This window comes from Chryseobacterium sp. MYb7 (assembly GCF_002979455.1).
Classification (GTDB): Bacteria; Bacteroidota; Bacteroidia; order Flavobacteriales; family Weeksellaceae; genus Chryseobacterium.
In genome coordinates, this window is sequence record NZ_PCOU01000004.1 from 1 (window position 1) to 19210 (window position 19210).

General features: G+C 35.6%; 21 protein-coding genes. 6 read left to right on the forward strand and 15 right to left on the reverse strand.

Going from position 1 to position 19210, the window contains the following annotated elements; genetic code table 11:
• Positions 1-169 precede the first annotated feature (169 nt).
• The gene (gene ruvC, locus CQ046_RS04600; RefSeq protein WP_105701144.1) at positions 170-724 is read right to left on the reverse strand and encodes a crossover junction endodeoxyribonuclease RuvC; all 555 of its coding nucleotides are present in this window, start codon (positions 722-724) and stop codon (positions 170-172) included.
• A gap of 109 nt (positions 725-833) precedes the next feature.
• Between ruvC and CQ046_RS04605 the strand changes: the two genes are divergently transcribed.
• Both CQ046_RS04605 and CQ046_RS04610 read left to right on the forward strand, forming a co-directional pair.
• Complete coding sequence (locus tag CQ046_RS04605) at positions 834-1325, forward strand: hypothetical protein (protein WP_123906568.1); 492 nt, start codon at positions 834-836, stop codon at positions 1323-1325.
• Between the two features lies 1 nt (position 1326).
• Positions 1327-2688, forward strand: coding sequence for a M64 family metallopeptidase (locus CQ046_RS04610; RefSeq protein ID WP_105701146.1), 1362 nt, complete (start codon positions 1327-1329; stop codon positions 2686-2688).
• 30 nt (positions 2689-2718) lie between these two features.
• Here the strand turns inward: CQ046_RS04610 and CQ046_RS04615 are convergent, their stop codons facing one another.
• The 8 genes from CQ046_RS04615 to CQ046_RS04650 all read right to left on the reverse strand — a co-directional run bounded on the left by CQ046_RS04615 (position 2719) and on the right by CQ046_RS04650 (position 11998).
• A complete protein-coding gene (locus CQ046_RS04615) occupies positions 2719-3243 on the reverse strand; it encodes a 2'-5' RNA ligase family protein (protein WP_105701147.1) in 525 nt (174 codons plus the stop codon).
• Positions 3244-3278: 35 nt separating this feature from the next.
• A complete protein-coding gene (locus tag CQ046_RS04620; protein ID WP_105701148.1) occupies positions 3279-4388 on the reverse strand; it encodes a serine hydrolase domain-containing protein in 1110 nt (369 codons plus the stop codon).
• Positions 4389-4618: 230 nt separating this feature from the next.
• Positions 4619-5323 carry a diphthine--ammonia ligase gene (locus CQ046_RS04625; RefSeq protein WP_105701149.1) on the reverse strand — a complete coding sequence of 235 codons (705 nt, stop codon included), beginning with the start codon at positions 5321-5323 and terminating at the stop codon, positions 4619-4621.
• Between the two features lie 57 nt (positions 5324-5380).
• Entirely contained in the window at positions 5381-6271 is an 891-nt protein-coding gene (locus CQ046_RS04630; protein WP_105701150.1) for a hypothetical protein, read from the reverse strand.
• A gap of 80 nt (positions 6272-6351) precedes the next feature.
• Positions 6352-6552, reverse strand: coding sequence for a hypothetical protein (locus tag CQ046_RS04635; RefSeq protein ID WP_105701151.1), 201 nt, complete (start codon positions 6550-6552; stop codon positions 6352-6354).
• Positions 6553-6720: 168 nt separating this feature from the next.
• Positions 6721-10068 carry a methylmalonyl-CoA mutase family protein gene (locus CQ046_RS04640; RefSeq protein ID WP_105701152.1) on the reverse strand — a complete coding sequence of 1116 codons (3348 nt, stop codon included), beginning with the start codon at positions 10066-10068 and terminating at the stop codon, positions 6721-6723.
• Positions 10069-10328: 260 nt separating this feature from the next.
• The gene (locus tag CQ046_RS04645) at positions 10329-11603 is read right to left on the reverse strand and encodes a hypothetical protein (RefSeq protein WP_105701153.1); all 1275 of its coding nucleotides are present in this window, start codon (positions 11601-11603) and stop codon (positions 10329-10331) included.
• Entirely contained in the window at positions 11600-11998 is a 399-nt protein-coding gene (locus tag CQ046_RS04650) for a hypothetical protein (RefSeq protein WP_105701154.1), read from the reverse strand. The genes CQ046_RS04645 and CQ046_RS04650 overlap by 4 nt, the downstream gene beginning before the upstream one ends.
• A 283-nt stretch (positions 11999-12281) precedes the next feature.
• Here CQ046_RS04650 and CQ046_RS04660 point away from each other — a divergent pair, with 283 nt between their 5' ends.
• Positions 12282-12614, forward strand: a complete 333-nt coding sequence (locus CQ046_RS04660; protein ID WP_105701156.1) for a hypothetical protein — start codon at positions 12282-12284, stop codon at positions 12612-12614.
• Positions 12615-12679: 65 nt separating this feature from the next.
• Here the strand turns inward: CQ046_RS04660 and CQ046_RS04665 are convergent, their stop codons facing one another.
• On the reverse strand, positions 12680-13711 hold the full coding sequence (locus tag CQ046_RS04665; RefSeq protein WP_228406877.1) for a DUF3667 domain-containing protein: 1032 nt from the start codon (positions 13709-13711) through the stop codon (positions 12680-12682).
• Positions 13712-14061: 350 nt separating this feature from the next.
• Here CQ046_RS04665 and rplM point away from each other — a divergent pair, with 350 nt between their 5' ends.
• The 3 genes from rplM (at position 14062) to rpsB (ending at position 15879) form a co-directional block, all read left to right on the forward strand.
• Positions 14062-14517, forward strand: coding sequence for a 50S ribosomal protein L13 (gene rplM / locus CQ046_RS04670; RefSeq protein ID WP_047385928.1), 456 nt, complete (start codon positions 14062-14064; stop codon positions 14515-14517).
• Between the two features lie 6 nt (positions 14518-14523).
• Entirely contained in the window at positions 14524-14910 is a 387-nt protein-coding gene (gene rpsI / locus CQ046_RS04675) for a 30S ribosomal protein S9 (protein WP_047385930.1), read from the forward strand.
• A 207-nt stretch (positions 14911-15117) separates the two neighbouring features.
• Positions 15118-15879 (forward strand): 30S ribosomal protein S2, encoded by a 762-nt coding sequence (gene rpsB / locus CQ046_RS04680; protein ID WP_034692922.1) that lies wholly within the window; start codon positions 15118-15120, stop codon positions 15877-15879.
• A 60-nt stretch (positions 15880-15939) separates the two neighbouring features.
• On the opposite strand, the gene CQ046_RS23395 is transcribed toward rpsB, so the two are convergent.
• The 5 genes from CQ046_RS23395 to CQ046_RS04700 all read right to left on the reverse strand — a co-directional run bounded on the left by CQ046_RS23395 (position 15940) and on the right by CQ046_RS04700 (position 19010).
• Positions 15940-16134, reverse strand: coding sequence for a bacteriocin-like protein (locus CQ046_RS23395; protein ID WP_123906569.1), 195 nt, complete (start codon positions 16132-16134; stop codon positions 15940-15942).
• A gap of 184 nt (positions 16135-16318) precedes the next feature.
• Complete coding sequence (locus CQ046_RS04685) at positions 16319-16759, reverse strand: DUF6759 domain-containing protein (RefSeq protein WP_105701157.1); 441 nt, start codon at positions 16757-16759, stop codon at positions 16319-16321.
• A complete protein-coding gene (locus tag CQ046_RS04690; protein ID WP_228406878.1) occupies positions 16756-17454 on the reverse strand; it encodes a DUF6759 domain-containing protein in 699 nt (232 codons plus the stop codon). The genes CQ046_RS04685 and CQ046_RS04690 overlap by 4 nt, the downstream gene beginning before the upstream one ends.
• Before the next feature lie 17 nt (positions 17455-17471).
• The gene (gene trmB, locus CQ046_RS04695) at positions 17472-18149 is read right to left on the reverse strand and encodes a tRNA (guanosine(46)-N7)-methyltransferase TrmB (protein WP_105701158.1); all 678 of its coding nucleotides are present in this window, start codon (positions 18147-18149) and stop codon (positions 17472-17474) included.
• A gap of 96 nt (positions 18150-18245) precedes the next feature.
• Positions 18246-19010 (reverse strand): DUF6759 domain-containing protein, encoded by a 765-nt coding sequence (locus CQ046_RS04700; protein ID WP_105701159.1) that lies wholly within the window; start codon positions 19008-19010, stop codon positions 18246-18248.
• Between the last annotated feature and the right edge of the window lie 200 nt (positions 19011-19210).

Sequence of the window (19210 nt, forward strand, 5' to 3'; positions counted from 1 at the left end):
TTAGGATATAAAACAGCTAAAAGACGCATCGCTATGGAACTTCGGGATATGATTACCGCAATTCTAATAATATTTGCAGGGGGTGATCCTGCAAAAGTCTTCAAAACTTAAAACATAAAAAATGGTCGGAAATTTCTTCCGACCATGACTACTTTTTAAGGGCTTTTTTTTATTTCAATCTATCAGGATTCTGCTTTAGAAAGCTTTCCCATCCGGAATAAGATTTAGTATCTGATATCGTTCCGGAATTAAAATGATGGCATACCGCAACAGCAAGGCCGTCGGAAGCATCTAAATATTTTGTTGGGAACTCCTTTAAGTTAAGTAGATTCTGGAGCATTCCTGCAACCTGTTCTTTACTGGCATTTCCGTTTCCGGTGATGGCCATTTTGATTTTTTTAGGAGAATATTCAGTGATAGGAATATTTCTGTAAAGACTGGCAGCCATAGCAACTCCCTGTGCACGGCCCAATTTCAGCATACTTTGTACATTCTTTCCAAAGAAAGGAGCTTCCAGGGCTACTTCATCAGGATGAAACTCATCAATAAGGGATAATGTTCTTTCAAAAATATATTTGAGTTTCGTTTCGTGATTAGGATATTTCTTTAAAATAAGCTCATGGATAGAAACCATCTCCATTTTTCCTTTTTTTACGGAGATAATACCAAATCCCATTACTGTAGTTCCCGGGTCAATACCTAAAATTATTTTCTCTGAAATCATTGCCCCAAAGATAAGGCTTTCTAGGCTTTAAGTATAAAAAAGTATTGAACTGAATTGTCATTTATGTTTGATATATTTAAAACTTTAGTACCTTTAAACAAAAATGATTATGAAAAATGTATTTAATGTACTCATTGTTCCTGTTTTTCTGTTTTGCAGCTTCCAAAAAGAGAATGGAGAGCCTCAAAACAAGAAATTGAATTCAGAAACGGTTATAAAGAAAAGTGAGAGAATTATTTATCTGTTTTTCAAGGCGGATAAAGATCAGTCAGGAAACGCAAAGATTACCCTTCAGAACAGTAAAATTGCAGATGGCAGATTGAAACATATCTCTTCTTTTGAAAGAAATGAAGTTCGTAAAGGAGATCTTATTATCAGTTTGACAAGTTCAAACGGAAAAGAAGTGGCTCAACAGCTTGTAAGAGATCCTTTCAATCCTGAAATGGAAGTATACGAAAAAGAAGGAATCACCAGACATAGAGCTTCCCTTCAAAAAACGGAGTTCAGTGCAAGATTTTCCTTTTCTGAGAATGTTCAGATGGTGAAAGTTGAAAAAGCAACTGAAGACGGAGTACAACTATTATTTACACAAAAGCTATAATATGAAAAAAGTTTTATTTTCCCTTTTAATAGGAAGCAGCTGTTTTGCCCAGACATTTGAAACGGTTCCGCTTTTACAGAACGGAGACAATAGTAAGCGTGTTATTATTGCTATTCTGGGAGACGGATTTACCGCGGCACAGCAAACCGATTTTACTACATCTGCTCAAAATACAGTTAACTACCTTTTTACAAAAAGTCCTTATACAGAATATAAAAATTACTTTAATGCGTACGCTGTAAAAGTAATTTCTACAGAATCTGGAGTGAAGCATCCGGGGACGGCAACAGATGTTGTGGAGCCCGTAATTCCTGTATCCAATCCTAATAACTATCTTGGTTCTACTTTTGATGTCGGAGTTCACAGATGCTTATACAGTAATACGTCCAATACAGTAGGACAGGTATTGGCTGCCAATGTTCCTGATTATGATATCACCTATGTATTAGGGAATTCTACAGAATATGGTGGTTGTGGAGGAACTTATGCTTTTGCTTCGTTAAATGCTTCTGCAAATGAAATTGTAGTACACGAGCTGGGGCATTCCTTCGGAAAATTAGCTGATGAATACTGGTTTGCAGGATCATTGGAATCACCAAATAAAACTCAAAACTCTAATCCTGCTACCATAAAATGGAAAAACTGGGTAGGATTGAACGGGGTAGGAGTATACGCTCATGCTGAAAGTCCTACATGGTTCAGACCGCATCAGAGTTGTGAGATGAGGTATCTCAACCAGCAGTTTTGTTCTGTGTGTAAAGAAGCGATCATTGAAAGAATTCACTCTTTGGTTTCTCCTGTAGATTCCTATACACCGGCAAACAATACTTCAGTGGATGCTACTTCTAATGTTACTTTCACAGTAAATGAAATTCTTCCTATTCCTAATACATTGGTAAATACCTGGACCTTAAACGGTATGCCTCTGTCATCATCAACAGGATATTCAGTCACAGTTACACCAGCACAGCTTAATGAAGGAAATAATACACTTACAGTTTCTGTAGTAGATAATAATCCGCTTTTGAAAGTTGATAATCACAGTACCCTTCACGTTACCAATGTTACATGGACGCTTAGTAAAGCTACTCTTGGTACTTCGGAAGTGAAAGCAGAAGAAAGACGTTTCAGTATCTATCCAAATCCTACGGACGGAGAGTTTTTTATTAAAGGAAAACAAGGCTTCTCAAAAGATGTGAAAGTAGAAGTTTATGATGCTTCCGGGAAAATGATTCCATCCAGATTTGAACTCAATGATTCCGCAATAAAGGTGGATATTAAAAACTATCCGGTAGGCACTTACCTGCTGAATGTAAAAGAAAACAAAACGCTGATTCTTTCTCAGAAAGTCATCAAAGAATAATATAACGAAACCGGCTGTAGCAGCCGGTTTTTATTTTGTTAGTTTTTTTTCAGCAATAGGAATCCATTGCTCTTCATGACGCAGGAGTAAAATCTTATCAACTAAGAATTTAGTTTGATATTCTTTCCCTTTGTATTTATCCCAGGCTTTGAGGTAATTCTCCCAGGTCAGATTTCTATATCCTACAGTCATGTGAGGATGAAAAGAATATTTACCAAAATTAAACTGTTCCTTTACTCTTTGATAAAGCTCTGTTAAATATAAGTTTTCTGTTGGCTGAACATAAAGCACCGGATTTTTAGGATTAGGAAAGCTTCCAAATCCATTCAGTTCGATCTCAAAAGGAGTCATTTCTGTATTGATTTTCTGAAAAGCAGTATGAATGTCACTTTCCAGTTCCAATTCTCTGGAAAATGGAGGGAAGAGCGTAATGTGGGCTTCATTCTTTAAAGCTTTGGAATTAGCATAATAAATGGCTAAATCTTTTTTAAAGACTTTTACTTCTTCAATAATCTCCTGAGGAGGGTAGATGGCTATGAAGTACATTTTTTTCATAGTATAATTTAAGCTTTTTTAACGGCCAGAGAAAATTAATCCTTTGATCTAAGTTGTGCAAGTGTATTTTCAAGATGATCTGTGATCTTTTTTACTTCAATATGAGGTCTGAAGATTACGCCTTTTCCTCTTTCCTCATCGGCAATATTCGAAAGTATTATTACAGAAGTCTTTGTATCCGGGTAATAGATGTTTAAAGAAGGGGAACCTTTAATATAGCCGCTGTGGAAATAAGAATTTGGCAGTCCTATATTAAGCATGATTCCATAAGCATAGCCTATCTTTCCGAAGGTGGCATGGTGCCTTTCCGAGCTTTTTGCCATGAATAGCTTCAGTGTTTCAGGTTTTAAAATTTTTCCACCATACAAAGCATTGTTCCACGAATGAAGATCCTGAATGGTTGATAATATTCCGCCGGCTGGAGTTCCTATTTCTTTTCCGCCTAATCTTTTCGGCATATTCGGAACTTCTGAAAACTTAGCAGGTGTACCGACATAAGCACTTGCAAAGTTATTTCCTTTAAAAATATTTCCAGTTGAAGAATGAGCCATTCCTGCTTTTTTGAACAGTTCCAGAGCATTCTCATCATATGACTTTCCGGATACTTTTTCCACAATCTTTCCAAGCGTATTAAATCCGTCATTGGAATAGAAAAAATCTGAACCGCTTTTAAACATCAGCTTTCCACCCATCAGGTTCAATCCTGAAGTATGATTGAGTAACTGATGAATCGTAATGTTTTCATATTCTTTGGTCTGGAATTCCTTCAGATATTTTGAAGCTTTATCCGTTACATTAAGTTTTCCCTGTTCCATCTGAAGCAGAATCATGACAGCAGTGAACTGCTTGCTTACAGATCCTATCGCAAAAATAGTATTGCTGTCAATTTTAGTTTTCCTTTTAAAATCCGAATAACCATTTTCTCTTCTATAAAGAGGAAGAGAGTCTTTAAAAACGGCAATGCTTCCATTGAAATGATACTTTTTGAAAGTGGAATCAAGCTGTTGTTCTAAAAGTGTTTTCTGAAAAGCTGCAATAGTAGAATCAACAATAGCTTTCTTGTCAACAGGAGCAATTTTAGGAGTTTCAGTGGTGCAGGAAAACAAAAAACAGAAAAGGGACAGGATAATAAAATTTTTGATCACAGGTGTTGTATTTTTTTAATGATGATTGATACTCTTAAAGATACTAAAATATCCAAAAGAGTAGTAAGGGAAGCAAATTGCGTGCTAGGATGAGGTACCGGAGCAATTTAATAAGGATTTAATCTATACTTGTGAAGTATTCGGTAAATATTTAACCTTATGAATGAAATCCTGAACGAAATGAAATAATAGATTGAAAAAGCCTGTGAAAGAATATTCACAGGCTTTTTTTATAGTAGATCACAAAACCAGAAAACGTATTCTCCATCTTCTTCATCAGGAGATGTTTTTGGTTTAGGATACGTTTTCTTTACTGTTTCTCCAATTTCAAACTGAATTGGATTTTTGAAAATCGGCCCATCAAAAGTAAAGGTATGAAATTCCCCATTTTCTCCGCATGGATCTACATTTTCAGGAAGATCATCAATGAATTTCTGATCAATAATTCGTCCGGCAAAGCTTTTATCAAGGTAAGATCCATTGACGCAGGTTACAATGGTTTTAAAGCCAAGATCTAAAAATTCATGGATGAGGTGGGAGGTATTTTGTTTCCAAAGAGGAAATACAGCTTTTATCCCGATGGTATTTAGTTGGTCTTCTCTGTATTTTCGCAGGTCTTCTAGGAAAATATCCCCAAAAACAGAATGAGTAATACCCTGAGCCTGTATTTCAGTCATTGTTTTACTCATAATTTGCTGATACTCTTCCATGGATGGCTCTTTGGGAAGTTCCATTTTAATTAACGGAATCCCGAGGCTTTCTGCTTGTTTTTCTAAAAAAGAAATGGGAACGCCATGCATAGAGATTCTTTGAAACTCCTGATTGATGCTGGTCAGCAGAGTTGCAATCTCGTACCGATCTTCCTGTAGTATTTTATAAAGGGCAAGGGCAGAATCTTTTCCGCTGCTCCAGTTGAATAAAGCTTTTGGTTTCATTTAAAATAAAAATCTCTCAAAAATAGGGAGATTTTGTGGTTAATACGATATGAAATACTATTGCCGGTAGGATACAATCACTCCGTTTTCCACATCATATTCTTCGAAGAGTTCTTTCGCATAGGCTTCCGTTAGAAAATAAGACCGGATATTGTTTTTCTTTTTATTTTCTTCATATTCTTCCTTAGAGATCAACACACCATCAAGAAAATACAGAAAGTCATTATTCTTAGGATTGGGTTGCAATTCTTTTGCTTTATTCAAATCCAGAGTTACCGAGAAATCATCTTTAATCTGCCTGCTTTCAATAAAAAGGAAATACTTATTTTTGTTCCATTCATCATCCTTACCTGTCTGATTTTCAATGACAAAAATGTTTTTAAATTTTATATTATCAGAAGGAATGTTTAGGTAATTCTCATAGCCAGAACTAAATTTTTGGGTGGGAGTAAGAATGGTAATAAAATAATTTTGACTTAAAATTTTTTCATTTCCCAAAAGCTTAATTTTCAGATTTCTGGTCACATTACCTTTAGGATAATATCCTTTTGATCCATAAGGAGGCTCTTCTACTGGCTTGACGGCATAGACAATAAGTCCGTCCAAATTATCATATCTTCGGAGGGTATCCATTTTTGTTTTTTGTGCCTCGATATTAGACATGAATAGTACGGAAAGGAAAACTCCTCCGGCCAATTTATTCAAAGGAATATCAGACAGACTATAGCTGATGATTGGCTTTTTACCAGGAGAAGATATTCTGCCTGCCTGAATTCTTCCACAAATGGAATCATTGGATTGCAATAATACTTTGATTTCTTCATCCGTTTTCTGCGTAAGATCATGGACTTTCCTTGAACAAAAATCACAAAAACTTCCGCCGGGAACATCCTGCATGTTTTCTCTGCCGACGTGGCAAGGCTCATTGATTCGAAATTCCTTTTCCATGATATCAGTTTTGTTTAGATTAAAAATACAAAAAAACTCCTGAACCTATCAGGAGTTTTTTATTTACAAAGGAGATTTCCTTATTTTGAAGCTGGCTTTCCGTAGTTGTTTAGGGAGCTTGTAACATCAACTCTATCTTTCTCTGCCTTATCTCTTTTTTGTAATTCTTCCACATTTCTAACCATATCGCTTTTATGAGCATTGTCCACAGGAGTAGTTTTACAAGAACTTAATACCACAAAAAGGCCAAACACCGAAATAATTTTAATACATGTTTTCATTCAAATTTTTTGCTGGCAAATATATAGGATCACATCAGTTTATTTTTAATTTTTAACAAACATTATAAACAAGCCCATCAAAAATTATAATTTTTTCACATTAAAAATAAAAAAACCTCAAAGAATTTCTTTGAGGTTTGATGTATAAAAAATGTCTGTCACATAGACTTACATATTTCTTCTGTACTTACCACCTACTTCAAATAAAGCATTGGTAATTTGTCCTAAAGAACAGTATTTCACAGCATCCATCATCATTTCAAACAAGTTTTGCTGGTTGATGGCTGCGTGCTGAAGTTGTTTTAAAGCTTCTTCAGATCTGCTCTCATTCGCTTGCTGGAAGTTATGAAGAGACACAATCTGTGCTTGTTTTTCTTCTTCTGTAGAACGGATAACTTCTCCCGGTAAAACGGTTGGGGAACCGTCTTTTCCTAAGAAGGTATTTACTCCGATGATCGGATATTCGCCCGTATGTTTCAACCATTCGTAATGCATTGATTCTTCCTGGATTTTTGAACGCTGGTACATGGTTTCCATTGCACCAAGAACACCGCCTCTTTCTGTAATTCTGTCGAATTCTGCATATACAGCTTCTTCTACAAGATCTGTTAATTCTTCAATGATGAATGATCCCTGAAGTGGATTTTCGTTTTTCGCTAATCCTAATTCTTTATTAATGATCAGCTGAATAGCCATTGCTCTTCTTACAGATTGCTCGGTAGGTGTTGTAATTGCTTCATCATAAGCATTTGTGTGAAGAGAGTTACAGTTATCATAGATCGCATAAAGTGCCTGAAGTGTAGTTCTGATGTCGTTGAAATCAATTTCCTGAGCATGCAGAGAGCGTCCTGAAGTCTGGATGTGGTATTTCAGCATCTGGCTTCTTTCGTCTGCTCCGTATTTTAATTTCATTGCTTTAGCCCAGATTCTTCTTGCTACACGTCCAATTACTGAATATTCAGGGTCGATACCGTTAGAGAAGAAGAAAGATAAGTTCGGTGCAAAATCATTGATATCCATTCCACGGCTTAAGTAATATTCCACATACGTGAAACCGTTTGCCAATGTGAATGCCAATTGGGAAACCGGGTTGGCTCCTGCTTCAGCAATATGATATCCTGAAATAGAAACAGAGTAGAAGTTTCTTACTTTTTCTGTAATGAAATATTCCTGAACATCACCCATTAATCTCAAGGCAAATTCTGTAGAGAAGATACATGTATTCTGAGCCTGGTCTTCTTTTAAGATGTCAGCCTGAACTGTACCACGAACAGTAGCGATTGTTTTTGCTTTGATTTCCGCATATACATCTGCAGGAATCACTTCATCTCCTGTTAGTCCTAAAAGCTGTAGTCCCAAACCATTATTGGATGGAGGAAGTTCCCCGTTGTATTTTGGTCTTTCTAACCCTTTATCATCAAATTTCTCCTTCAGCTTAGCTTCTACTTTAGCCTCTAAACCATTTTCTTTGATATATTTTTCAACATTTTGGTCGATGGCAGCATTCATGAAGAAAGCTAACAGCATCGGTGCAGGGCCGTTGATGGTCATTGAAACCGAAGTCAATGCATTTACCAGATCAAATCCGGAGTATAATTTCTTAGCATCGTCCAATGTAGCGATAGAAACTCCTGCATTCCCGATTTTACCATAAATATCTGGTGGTAAAGCAGGATCCTGACCGTACAATGTTACAGAGTCAAAAGCTGTAGAAAGACGTTTTGCAGGCATTTCTGCAGAAACATAATGGAATCTTCTGTTGGTTCTTTCAGGGCCTCCTTCCCCTGCAAACATCCTTGTAGGATCTTCACCGGTTCTCTTGAACGGATAAATACCTGCAGTATAAGGGAAACTTCCCGGAAGGTTTTCCTGTCCTTTCCATTGGATCAGATCACCCCAGTCATTGTATTTTGGTAATGAAATTTTTGGAATTCTTAGGTGAGATAAAGATTCTGTAGAAGTTTCAACTTTGATCTCTTTTCCTCTTACGAAATAAGAATAAAACTCTGCTTGGAAAGCTTTTTTTGTATCGTCCCAAGTTCTCAGGAAATCGATATTATCCTGTTGAAGCTCTTTTTCTGCTTTTTGATATTCAGCATCCAAAACTTCATTGGATATGATATTTTTTACGCCTTCAATATGATACATTTTTCTGGCTAATTCTGCCTGTTTTTCAATATTGATGTCGTATTGTTTATTATTTTCAACAATTTCAGAAAGGTAACGAACTCTTTTTGGAGGAATAATAGTTACTTCTTCTGTAATTTCCTGCTCCACAAAAGTTTTTAGATTTAATTCAGAGAATTTATCATTTACTTTTGAAACTAATCTGTTGTATAATTCTGTAGTTCCGTGATCATTAAACTGAGATGCTTTGGTTGCATACACCGGCATATCATCTAATGGACTTTCCCATAGCAAATGGTTTCTCTGGAACTGTTTTCTTACCGCCTGAAGAGCATCCAATGCGCCACGTTTGTCAGATTTATTCAATGCTACCAAATCTGCATAGTCTAACATGTCGATTTTTTCCAACTGTGTAGAAGCTCCATATTCAGGAGTCATTACATACATGGAAACGTCTGCAAAATCCGAAACTTCTGAACCAGACTGCCCGATCCCTGAAGTTTCAAGAATGATTACATCCGGATGTGCCAGTTTCAGTACATTCAGTGCAGAGTGAATGAAAGGAGAAACAGAAACGTTGTTTTCTCTGGTAGCCATAGAACGCATATAAACTCTAGGATCATTGATCGCGTTCATACGGATTCTGTCTCCCAATAAAGCACCTCCGGTTTTCTTTTTCGAAGGGTCAATGGAAATAATGGCGATTTTTTTGTCAGTATTTGAACGTAAGAAACGTCTTACCAATTCATCTGTTAAAGAAGACTTACCTGCTCCTCCGGTACCAGTAATACCAATGATTGGAATGGTTAAATCTTTGGATTTTTCATCGATAGCCTTTACAAGTTCCGGTTTTTCTTCTGAGAAGTTTTCAACGGCAGAGATGATTTGTGCAATGCTTGATGGGTTTTCAAAACTGATATCATCAAGATCTTTTGCTGTAACGTCTTTTCCTGTAGCAAAATCTGATCGGTGTACCAGATCATCAATCATTCCCTGAAGTCCAAGTTCACGGCCGTCATCCGGAGAATAAATTCTGTCGATTCCGTAAGACATTAAATCTTTGATCTCTTCCGGAAGGATTACACCGCCACCGCCGCCAAAAATTTTGATCTGAGGTGAATTTTTTTCTCTCAAAAGGTCGTAGATATATTTGAAATATTCATTGTGACCTCCCTGATATGAAGTTAATGCAATTGCATTGGCATCTTCCTGGATTGCTGTGTTTACAACTTCCTCTGCTGATTTATCGTGTCCTAAGTGGATCACTTCGCATCCTGTTCCCTGAATAACACGACGCATAATATTGATCGCAGCATCATGCCCATCAAATAATGAGGCAGCAGTTACGATTCTTACCTTGTTGGTTGGAGTATATTTTTGGGTTTCCATAAAAAATTCTAGACAGTTTCTAAGTTCTCAAATATAGTAATAAAATGAAAACCTTGACTTGTGGATTAATGTGTTGATTTTTAGATATTTATAATAAATGTTTTTTTAGTTTTGCAGACTTTGTAGAAGGTTAGGTGTGTATTTTCCAGATTATTACACAATTCTATAAAAATATAAATGTCGGTAGAATAAATCTACCGACATTTTCTCTTTGGTCTAAGCCTGAAGTTTGGTCTTTGTTGCAGGAAAGATTTCCTGTTTTATTGTTTTTCAGAAAAAAGTGTTTTTCTTTTGCTGTCCAGCCCCCAGTTCAATCCTAAGAATGAAATGAGATTATCCTTATCACCGTAATTTTTTCCGAAAGCGGCATTAATGTACACACTGTCAGATACTTTATAATTGATGATTCCATTGGAGCGGTAAGTGTTGTCCAAATCACAGCTTCTGTAGATGAATTCATATCCAATAGAGAATTTATTGTAAACAAGCTCTATTTTTCCACCAAAATCATAATTGTTGGTTTTGCTGAATCCGCTGGCCACATCGTAAACCGTTTTGTCCTGCATGTATCTTGCAACGGCGTAGAAATTCAATCTTTTTTCGATCTTTGAAGCTTCTGTAGGGGTTTCTTTAATCGTTACTTTGGGCTTTTCCTTCTTTTGATCTTCAATTATCTTTTGTTCCTCTGCCGATTTTGACTTTGGTTTAGGTTTGGGTTTTGGCTCAAGATTGATTCCTGAACTCATTGTCATCCAAACTCCGAATTTTCCGAATTGATTATTTTTAAACTGGTTATCCAAAAAGAAAGTACTGTAGGCCGAAGCTACATCCAATTGAAAAGCAGGTTTTTCGTCAAGGTATTTTTTATAATTTTCGGTTTCTGTCTTGTAATACTCAGGGACAAAATTTTCTAATGCTTTTGCCTTCATCTCATTTTTTTCATCTGGGCTGGCATTGGATGCTTCTATATCATTATATTCCTTTGATTTTCTAAACTCTTCCTGGATATCGGTTAATTCCCTTGAAATATTATTGTTTGATGCCGCAATAGCCTCTATATTTTTTTTATTTCTTACTTTAAATACTGTGGTTCGCAAAGAAAAGGATACCGATGGATTTTCTGTGTCAAGATTTTCAATTTTATAATTTCTCAGAAAGGCAAATGAGAATGAAACGTTTTTGGCTTCACTGAAAATGTTATTCTTATACTCCTCTTTATTATCCGCATTTTTAATAGTTTTAATACCTGCATATTTCAAAGCATCCATCTCCGTCAAAGGAAATAGATGGGTGGGGGTAAGTTCTACTGCGTATGCATTGGGAAGACCTTCATTTTCGCTGAATGAATTGACAATACTGGTCATGAAAGCCTTTTTCGATTTTGGGGTTTCCAAATCAGAACTCGCCAAGCCAAGAAGCATTACACTTGGAGCATTGGAAAGCTCCAGTTTGTTTAACTCTGCACTAATTTCTTTGCCTTGAGAAAATAGTAATGCCGATACAACCATCATAGTTGTCATTAATATCTTTTTCATAGCTCAATTTTTATGTACTTATAGACTCCGTAGATGAACCTGCCGGCTAAATCTTCAGTTGTTTTGCCTTTAAAGGGGTTGAAATTAAAATTCTTACTAGGGATTTGAGGGAATTCGAATTTTATTTTACATGTATTAATTAAAATCTGCAAATGGTTCACTTGCATATTAATATTGAAAGATGTTGCAAAAAGCAAATTATCAGACTTTAAATCTGCTTTTGGAATGGTAAAAGAAAATCCATCATCCTTTAAATTGTTGTCATCTATCCGCGTTCCATTGATAATAAAATGGGGATCACCAAACTGTGTATTGGCACTGATTATTACATTCACTTCAACATTGTCTTCGTTAAAGTCCGTAATTTCTACTGTTTTTTGAGGAATCTTTTTCATGTCTATTGTTTTTTAGTTTGTGAATTTTTTTCAAAATCTGATCTCTCATTTTCAATACCTTTAAAATAAGTATGATGATTTTTCAGTTTTGATTGTACTTCAAATTTATGATTTGTAATAATAGAGGTCAATTACCTTTTCGGGTGATATTGTATTGTTTTTAACCATACTATCAAATTTCTCTGAAATGAAAAAAAATGCAGCTTTAATCCAATAATTAAATAGGATCAAGAATTCTGCACCCCAATTAATTTCTCTATTTTTGCAGCATATTTTTACAGACATGCAAAAAGCTTTTATGTATTTCGCGTTAGGAACAGTAGTAAGCTTCCTGATTAATTATTTCTTTATAAGTTCGGAAAATATTGCACTTGATATTTATTATGCCTTTGCCTTTGGTTCTGCATGGGGAATCGCTTATTATCTGGATACTCCTAACTTTACACTGCCGAAAAAATTAATTCTTTCATTTGTAGCGATGGGTGTTCTGGTACTTATTGGTGCTTTAATTTTTAACCTTGAACTGGCGATTCCGTCTATCCTTAAATTTTCAACAGTCTTTGTTGCCTATTATTTATTTGCCAGCTTCAGAGGGAATAAATCCCTTAGAAACTAAACTAGTGAAGCATAATAAAACTCAGGTACATGAGTACCATAAACATCAAAAGCAATCCTATATAGTTAAAAATAAATAATACGGAACCTTTCAGAATACTTATCCTTTTTTTTTGTTTCATATACCCTGTGGTGTGCTACAAAGAAATAGATAGTCATATAGAGCCCAAGACCCAGACAAGCTAATACATATAATAACGTAAGTAAATTATTACTTGGAAGAAAGCTGGTAATCTTTTCGCTAATTATAAATACCAGTATTGCCAACAGAAGGAATGAAAAATAGTGAAGGGTAAATATACCATGATCAAAGTACCACCATTTTTTCTTGTTGTGGAACAGCCATAAAAAGAATGCAAATATCGGTAGATAAACAAAAAGTGCTTTCGGAATGGTATGGATGAAATTTTCTTTATACTTTTCCCAAATCTGATTTTTGGTATATCCATCATCCTTCAATTCAAATACTTTTCCTGCAATAGGTCTCATTATAGTATAGATTCCGGTGTCATCTTTGGCAAGAATAGAATCATATTGTTTCATGGAGTAAGCATGCATAATGGATGCTTCCTTAGGATCAAAGGTGCTGTCAAAAAGCTCAGTTTTTTTGGTACCATCTTCTATCTTTAAAGTATCCAGTGCTTTTTGAGTAACGTTTGCCGTTTCGTTGGACATAACGCCTCCTTTTTGTAAGCCTTTTACAATGTCTTTGGAAATGTCTTTCTGATCTTTTGCCTTAGTCTCTTTTTTGATATGGCTAGGTTTTTCAGCTTCCTCTTTGGCGTGAGGTAAGACATTTGGAAGGAAAAATGTGAGAAAACTTATAAATATATAGAGTTTTACGGGAGCTACATATAATTGTCTTTTCCCAGCCAGATATTCTTTGGTCAATAGTCCGGGACGGGTAAACAAATACTGTATCGTTCTCCAGAACTGCCCGTCATAATGGGTGAAATCTTCAATGAAATGAGTAAAAAGAAAATGGAAAGGCTGTCTGCTTTCAATGTTTTCTTGTCCGCAGTGTGGGCAAAACCTTTCTTCAACTTGATATCCGCAGTTTAAGCAGGTTTTGTCTTCTCTTAGTTTTCCGTGGCTCATGGATTTTAGAATATGATTAGCGCAAATATAATTATTTCAATGAAATTATAATTATATCTGTGTGTTTTACGGAAATCTTTAAAGTAAATTTAATAAAAGAAAGAGTTGAGGGAAAAAACTCTTTGCTGTTTCATTGGTGTTTTTAGAATCTTCGAAGTGTTTTTTTTCATCGGCACATGAGTTCACAAGATTTATGCCAAAATTGTAAATAGTGTTAAAATCTATTGATAGAAGGGTGTAGAACCAAGATTATATAGATTAAATAAAATATGTTTTTGGGTTACAAAAATAATTTGTACCTTTGCACACCCTTTTAGGGGTAAATTATGTTTAATCTTTAACTAAAACGTGTGAATACATTAAGTTACAAAACTGTTTCAGCGAACAAAGCTACTGCTAATAAAGAATGGGTTGTGGTAGACGCTGAAGGACAGCCGTTAGGTAGATTAGCTTCTACGGTTGCAAAGATTTTGAGAGGTAAGCACAAAACGAACTTTACACCTCACGTAGATTGTGGTGATAACGTGATCGTTTTGAATGCTGGGAAAATTACACTTTCCGGAAACAAGTGGGCTGATAAGACTTATATCTGGCATACAGGATACCCTGGTGGACAGAAGTCTATGACTGCGGCTGAACTTCAAAAGAAAGATTCTTTAAAGGTATTAGAGAAGTCTGTAAAAGGTATGTTACCTAAAAACAGATTAGGATCTGCTATCCTTAAGAACCTTTATTTATATGAAGGAACTGAGCACAAACATGAAGCTCAACAGCCAAAAACAATTAATGTTAACGAATTTAAATAATTAATTATGTCTATAGTTCACAAAATCGGAAGAAGAAAGACTTCTGTAGCAAGAGTTTATGTAAGACCAGGTTCTGGTGTTATTACAGTAAACGGGAAAGATGCTAAAGAATATTTCTCTACAGACGTGATGGTTTACAAATTAAACCAACCGTTTATCCTTTCTGAGACTGTTGGTCAGTATGACGTTACCGTAAACGTATTCGGTGGTGGAAATACAGGTCAGGCAGAGGCTATCAGATTAGGTATTTCAAGAGCTTTATGCGAAATCAACGCTGAGTTCAGATTAGCATTGAAGCCAGCTGGTTTACTTACAAGAGACGCAAGAATGGTGGAAAGAAAGAAGCCAGGTCAGAAAAAAGCAAGAAAGAGATTCCAATTCTCAAAACGTTAAGATTTCTCGTTGGCAGATGGCTTATGGCTATTGGCTACAGGAATGTATTAAATTTTTTTTAAACTTAATCTCGGCGAAAAGCCCATTGCCAAAAGCAAAAAGCAGACCGCCAATTGCCCGTTACGTTTAGCATCCAAACGCTTCTCCCATCTAAAGAAGTTGTTGATTGTTTAAAAGACGGAAAGTAAACTAACAAAAACAGAAAACATGGCAAAAGCAAATGTAAAAGACCTTTTAGAGGCTGGCGTACACTTCGGTCACATGACTAGAAAGTGGAACCCAAATATGGCTCCATACATTTTTATGGAGAAAAACGGTATTCACATTGTAGACTTACATAAAACAGCAGTTAAATTAGATGAAGCTTGCAGCGCTTTAGAAAAATTAACTTCTGCAGGTAAAAAAGTTCTTTTCGTAGCTACTAAGAAGCAAGCGAAAGAAGTGGTTGCAAAACACGCTTCTGAACTTAATATGCCTTATATTACAGAAAGATGGCCAGGTGGTATGTTAACGAACTTCGTTACTATCAGAAAGGCTGTAAAGAAGATGAACTCTATCGACAAAATGAAAAAAGACGGTACGTTCGAAACTTTATCTAAAAAAGAAAGATTACAAGTTGACAGACAAAGAGCTAACCTTGAGAAGAACTTAGGTTCTATCGCTGACATGGTGAGACTTCCATCTGCTGTATTTGTAGTTGATATCTTAAGAGAGCACATCGCGGTAACTGAAGCTAAGAAATTAGGTATTCCAGTTTTCGGTATCGTTGATACAAACTCTGACCCTAGAAAAGTTGATTTCGTTATCCCAGGAAACGATGATGCTTCTAAGTCTATTGATATGATCCTTAGCGTAGTTTCTGAATCTATCAAAGAAGGTCAGTCTCAAAGAAAAGCTGATAAAGAAAAATCTAAAGAAGAAGGAGAAAAAGTATCTGCTGATACAGATGCTGATTTCGATGCAGAATAATTGAAGATTTTCTTTTATATAGGAAAAACGCTGGATTTCGGTCCAGCGTTTTTTTATTGTTTATATACTAAGGTTTCTTAGGCATACCGTAAATTCAGGGAAATCAGGATCTGTAGTTGGAACAACTACTCCTATTCTGCATACACCGCTGCAGCACATTTCGCCCATTTCGATATTACAGCCGTCGATACAGCTTCTGTATCCTCCTTTGATTGTTCTTAGCTCACTTCTTGTGACCTTTTTTAAATTTTTCATGGTTTTAGTTTTAGTTTTTTTCCTACTCTATATGCTTTTCGGATACCGCAATTATTGAATTCTAAATATAGGGAAATATCTATTACGAATGAGATTTGTAAAATAATATTTTGATTTTGTGGAATTTAGTTCTTACACAACTATAAAAAAAAATAAAAACCCACAGAATTCTGCGGGTCATATGTTAGTTTGAAAGTTTTATAGAATAAGACGTTGTGATAAACTTTGTAGATTGGTAGGTGGAGTTGCAAACCACCCCCGACAATCTGTAGTTCTGGTTTTTCGGAACCATTGTATATCCTATTTTTCCAGCACCAATAGGGATTTTCTTGAAGAAACTGCCTCCGCTTACTGTAAGAACCATATTGCATGAAGATAGGTTTTCTACCGAAATAGAGGTCCTGGGATTCTTAGGATCATCACTGTTAAGAAGATCATTAAGAACATCAGCGGTCTCTGGTTTATAGGTCTTAATAAGTTCACTATATTCTCTTTCTACATTAGCTCTATTCCCGGTATTACTTGTAGGGTAAGGGTAGGAGGTTCTTCCCGGATAGCTGCCATAATTTACATTACAGCTTACAAGGATTAATGAAATTCCGGTAAAAACTAATAGTTTTTTCATCCTATTTTACTTTTTGATTTTTGTTTTTTCGGAGACTTTTCCGGTGTTGGTTCTTTTTGGACAGATTTCACTTCTGTACCAGCCTGTTTCGGATTGTCTATCGTTACAAATATACTTTTTTTAATGTCTTTCCGCGAGGAATATTTTATATCGCAGATGTTGCTGCTAAGCGTATAGGAGTCCTTATTGAGTACAATAAAGTTTTCCGCACGGGCAGGAACAGCAAGATTGTAAAATTCTTTTCCTTCAATCCGCAGGACGATATTGCAGTCTGAATTATTTTTGAATAAGAGAATAGCTTCATTACGATTGATATCCTCATTAAACATGGCATTAAGTAGCTTTACTGTTTTTTCCTTGTGCTGAACAGAGGTTTCAGCAATGAGCTTCTTGAATTCCTCAGCATCATCTGAATTAGGATTTCTCATAATGCTCTTAGGAATATCCGTAATGATGGGCCTTGTTTCCATAGGTTTGGCATTGCGGGCTCCCTTTGTCCATTCAGCGTTTTTTAAAGCAATAAGCTTTGGTTTGAGCACAGTTTTCTTAGGATCGTCAGGGTGTGCGTTCTTCAGGTATTCTTCAATTTCTTTAATGTTTGTGCTTTTTAAAATGTCTTTACTGCCTTTTTGAGCCTGTGTAAAGTTGGGAATAAGAAATGTGAAGAATAGAATCATTAAAAATTTTTTTTTCATCAAGTTTTTCTATTTCATCAGCTTATCCGGAATTTAATGTAAGTAATCGTTTTTCCTTTCGCCGAGAAGAGCTCTTCATAATACGTTTTGATATCTCTCAAATGTTCCGTATTAGGATCGTATTCTGGGGCACCATAGATGTCATGGTGAGCAGAAATAATCTCATAACCTGCTCCCTGTAAATATCCAAGGGTATATCCATGCAGAAATTCAGAATCGGTTTTCAGGTGGATAATTCCTCCTGGCTTCAGGAATTTTTTATAACGGTCTAAAAAGTCCGGATGTGTTAATCTGTGTTTTGTTCTTTTGTATTTTATTTGTGGATCCGGGAAGGTAATCCAAATTTTATCTACTTCATTTTCAGCAAAGAAATAATCTACAAGTTCGATTTGCGTTCTTAGGAAAGCCACATTCGTCATGTTGCTATCCACGGCTTCTTTAGCACCAAACCAAAATCTAGCCCCTTTAATATCAACTCCGATAAAGTTTTTTTCAGGAAATGTTTTGGCGAGTCCTACAGAATATTCTCCTTTTCCACAACCTAACTCCAATACAATTGGATTGTCATTTTTAAAGAAGTTTTCTCTCCATTTTCCCTTAAGTTCGAAACCTTTTAAAGCATCTTCCCTTGTGGGTTGGATTACATTTGGTAATATTTTGTTTTCTGCGAATCTTGCTAATTTATTCTTGCCCATTGAGTTATAAAATGAGTGCAAAAATAGTGAAAATTTATGGAGAATCTTTGCCTTTTGGTGGTAAAAGACATAGAGATAATTCGTTTTTGATTGATATTATTGGCCTCCTAAAGCTACCATAATTGCCTTTTCAATTGTTTTTTGTGAAGCATATTGAGCTCCGCAAACAAGGCTGGTGAAAAGATACTGTCCTTTTTCTATAACAATTGAACCTTCGCCATGAGCAGGAACAGCCAGTCTGTATTTAGTAGTACCCACACCTTCCATTCTTACAATGATATTACAGTCTGATTTATTTTGTATCAAAATAATAGCTTCTTTAGCATTAGGGTCATTATCAAATAAAGAGTTAAGAATTTTTACGGTCTTGTTTTTATGTTCTACAGGGGATACAGCCATTAGCATGTTGAATTCTTCTGCTTCAGCATTAGGAACGGCAGCATTGGCAGCAGTGTTTACAACATATGCATTCTGAGTAGTACTTGGGGTATACACAGTGGTAGATTGTTTTGCAGCCAGTTCAGCTTTATATTTTGCAATCTGTTTCTGCTTGATGATCGCATTCATCTCATCAAAAGTGATCTTTGTAGAAGGTCTTCTCCTTAGCATGGCCAGCATTTCCTGCATATCTTTTACTTTCTGATCGGCAGGATGTGCATTTTTGATGTATTCTTTCATCATTTCCATTACCCTAGGCTTGAGTACAGATCTTCGGGGATCATCAGGATGGGCATCTCTTAAAAAGGCATTGATTTCGTAGATGCTCTTACTTTTCAAAATTTCACTGTAGTCTTTCCCTTTTTTTTGAGCAGACACAGCAACGAAAAACATACAACAAAGAAGTAAAAGTACTTTTTTCATTAATTATTATTAAATTAAAAATTCGGTGCTTCTCTTTTAATTTGCTTTCTGGGTTAGTTTTTATTTGAATAACGAAATACAAGCATTTTTATTTTTAAACACTTGTTTGTGAGATAAAAATAAACATATTTTTGAATATTAGAGAATAATCTATTGTTAAAGTTGGATAATTTATAGTGAATACATTATAAAAAAGACAA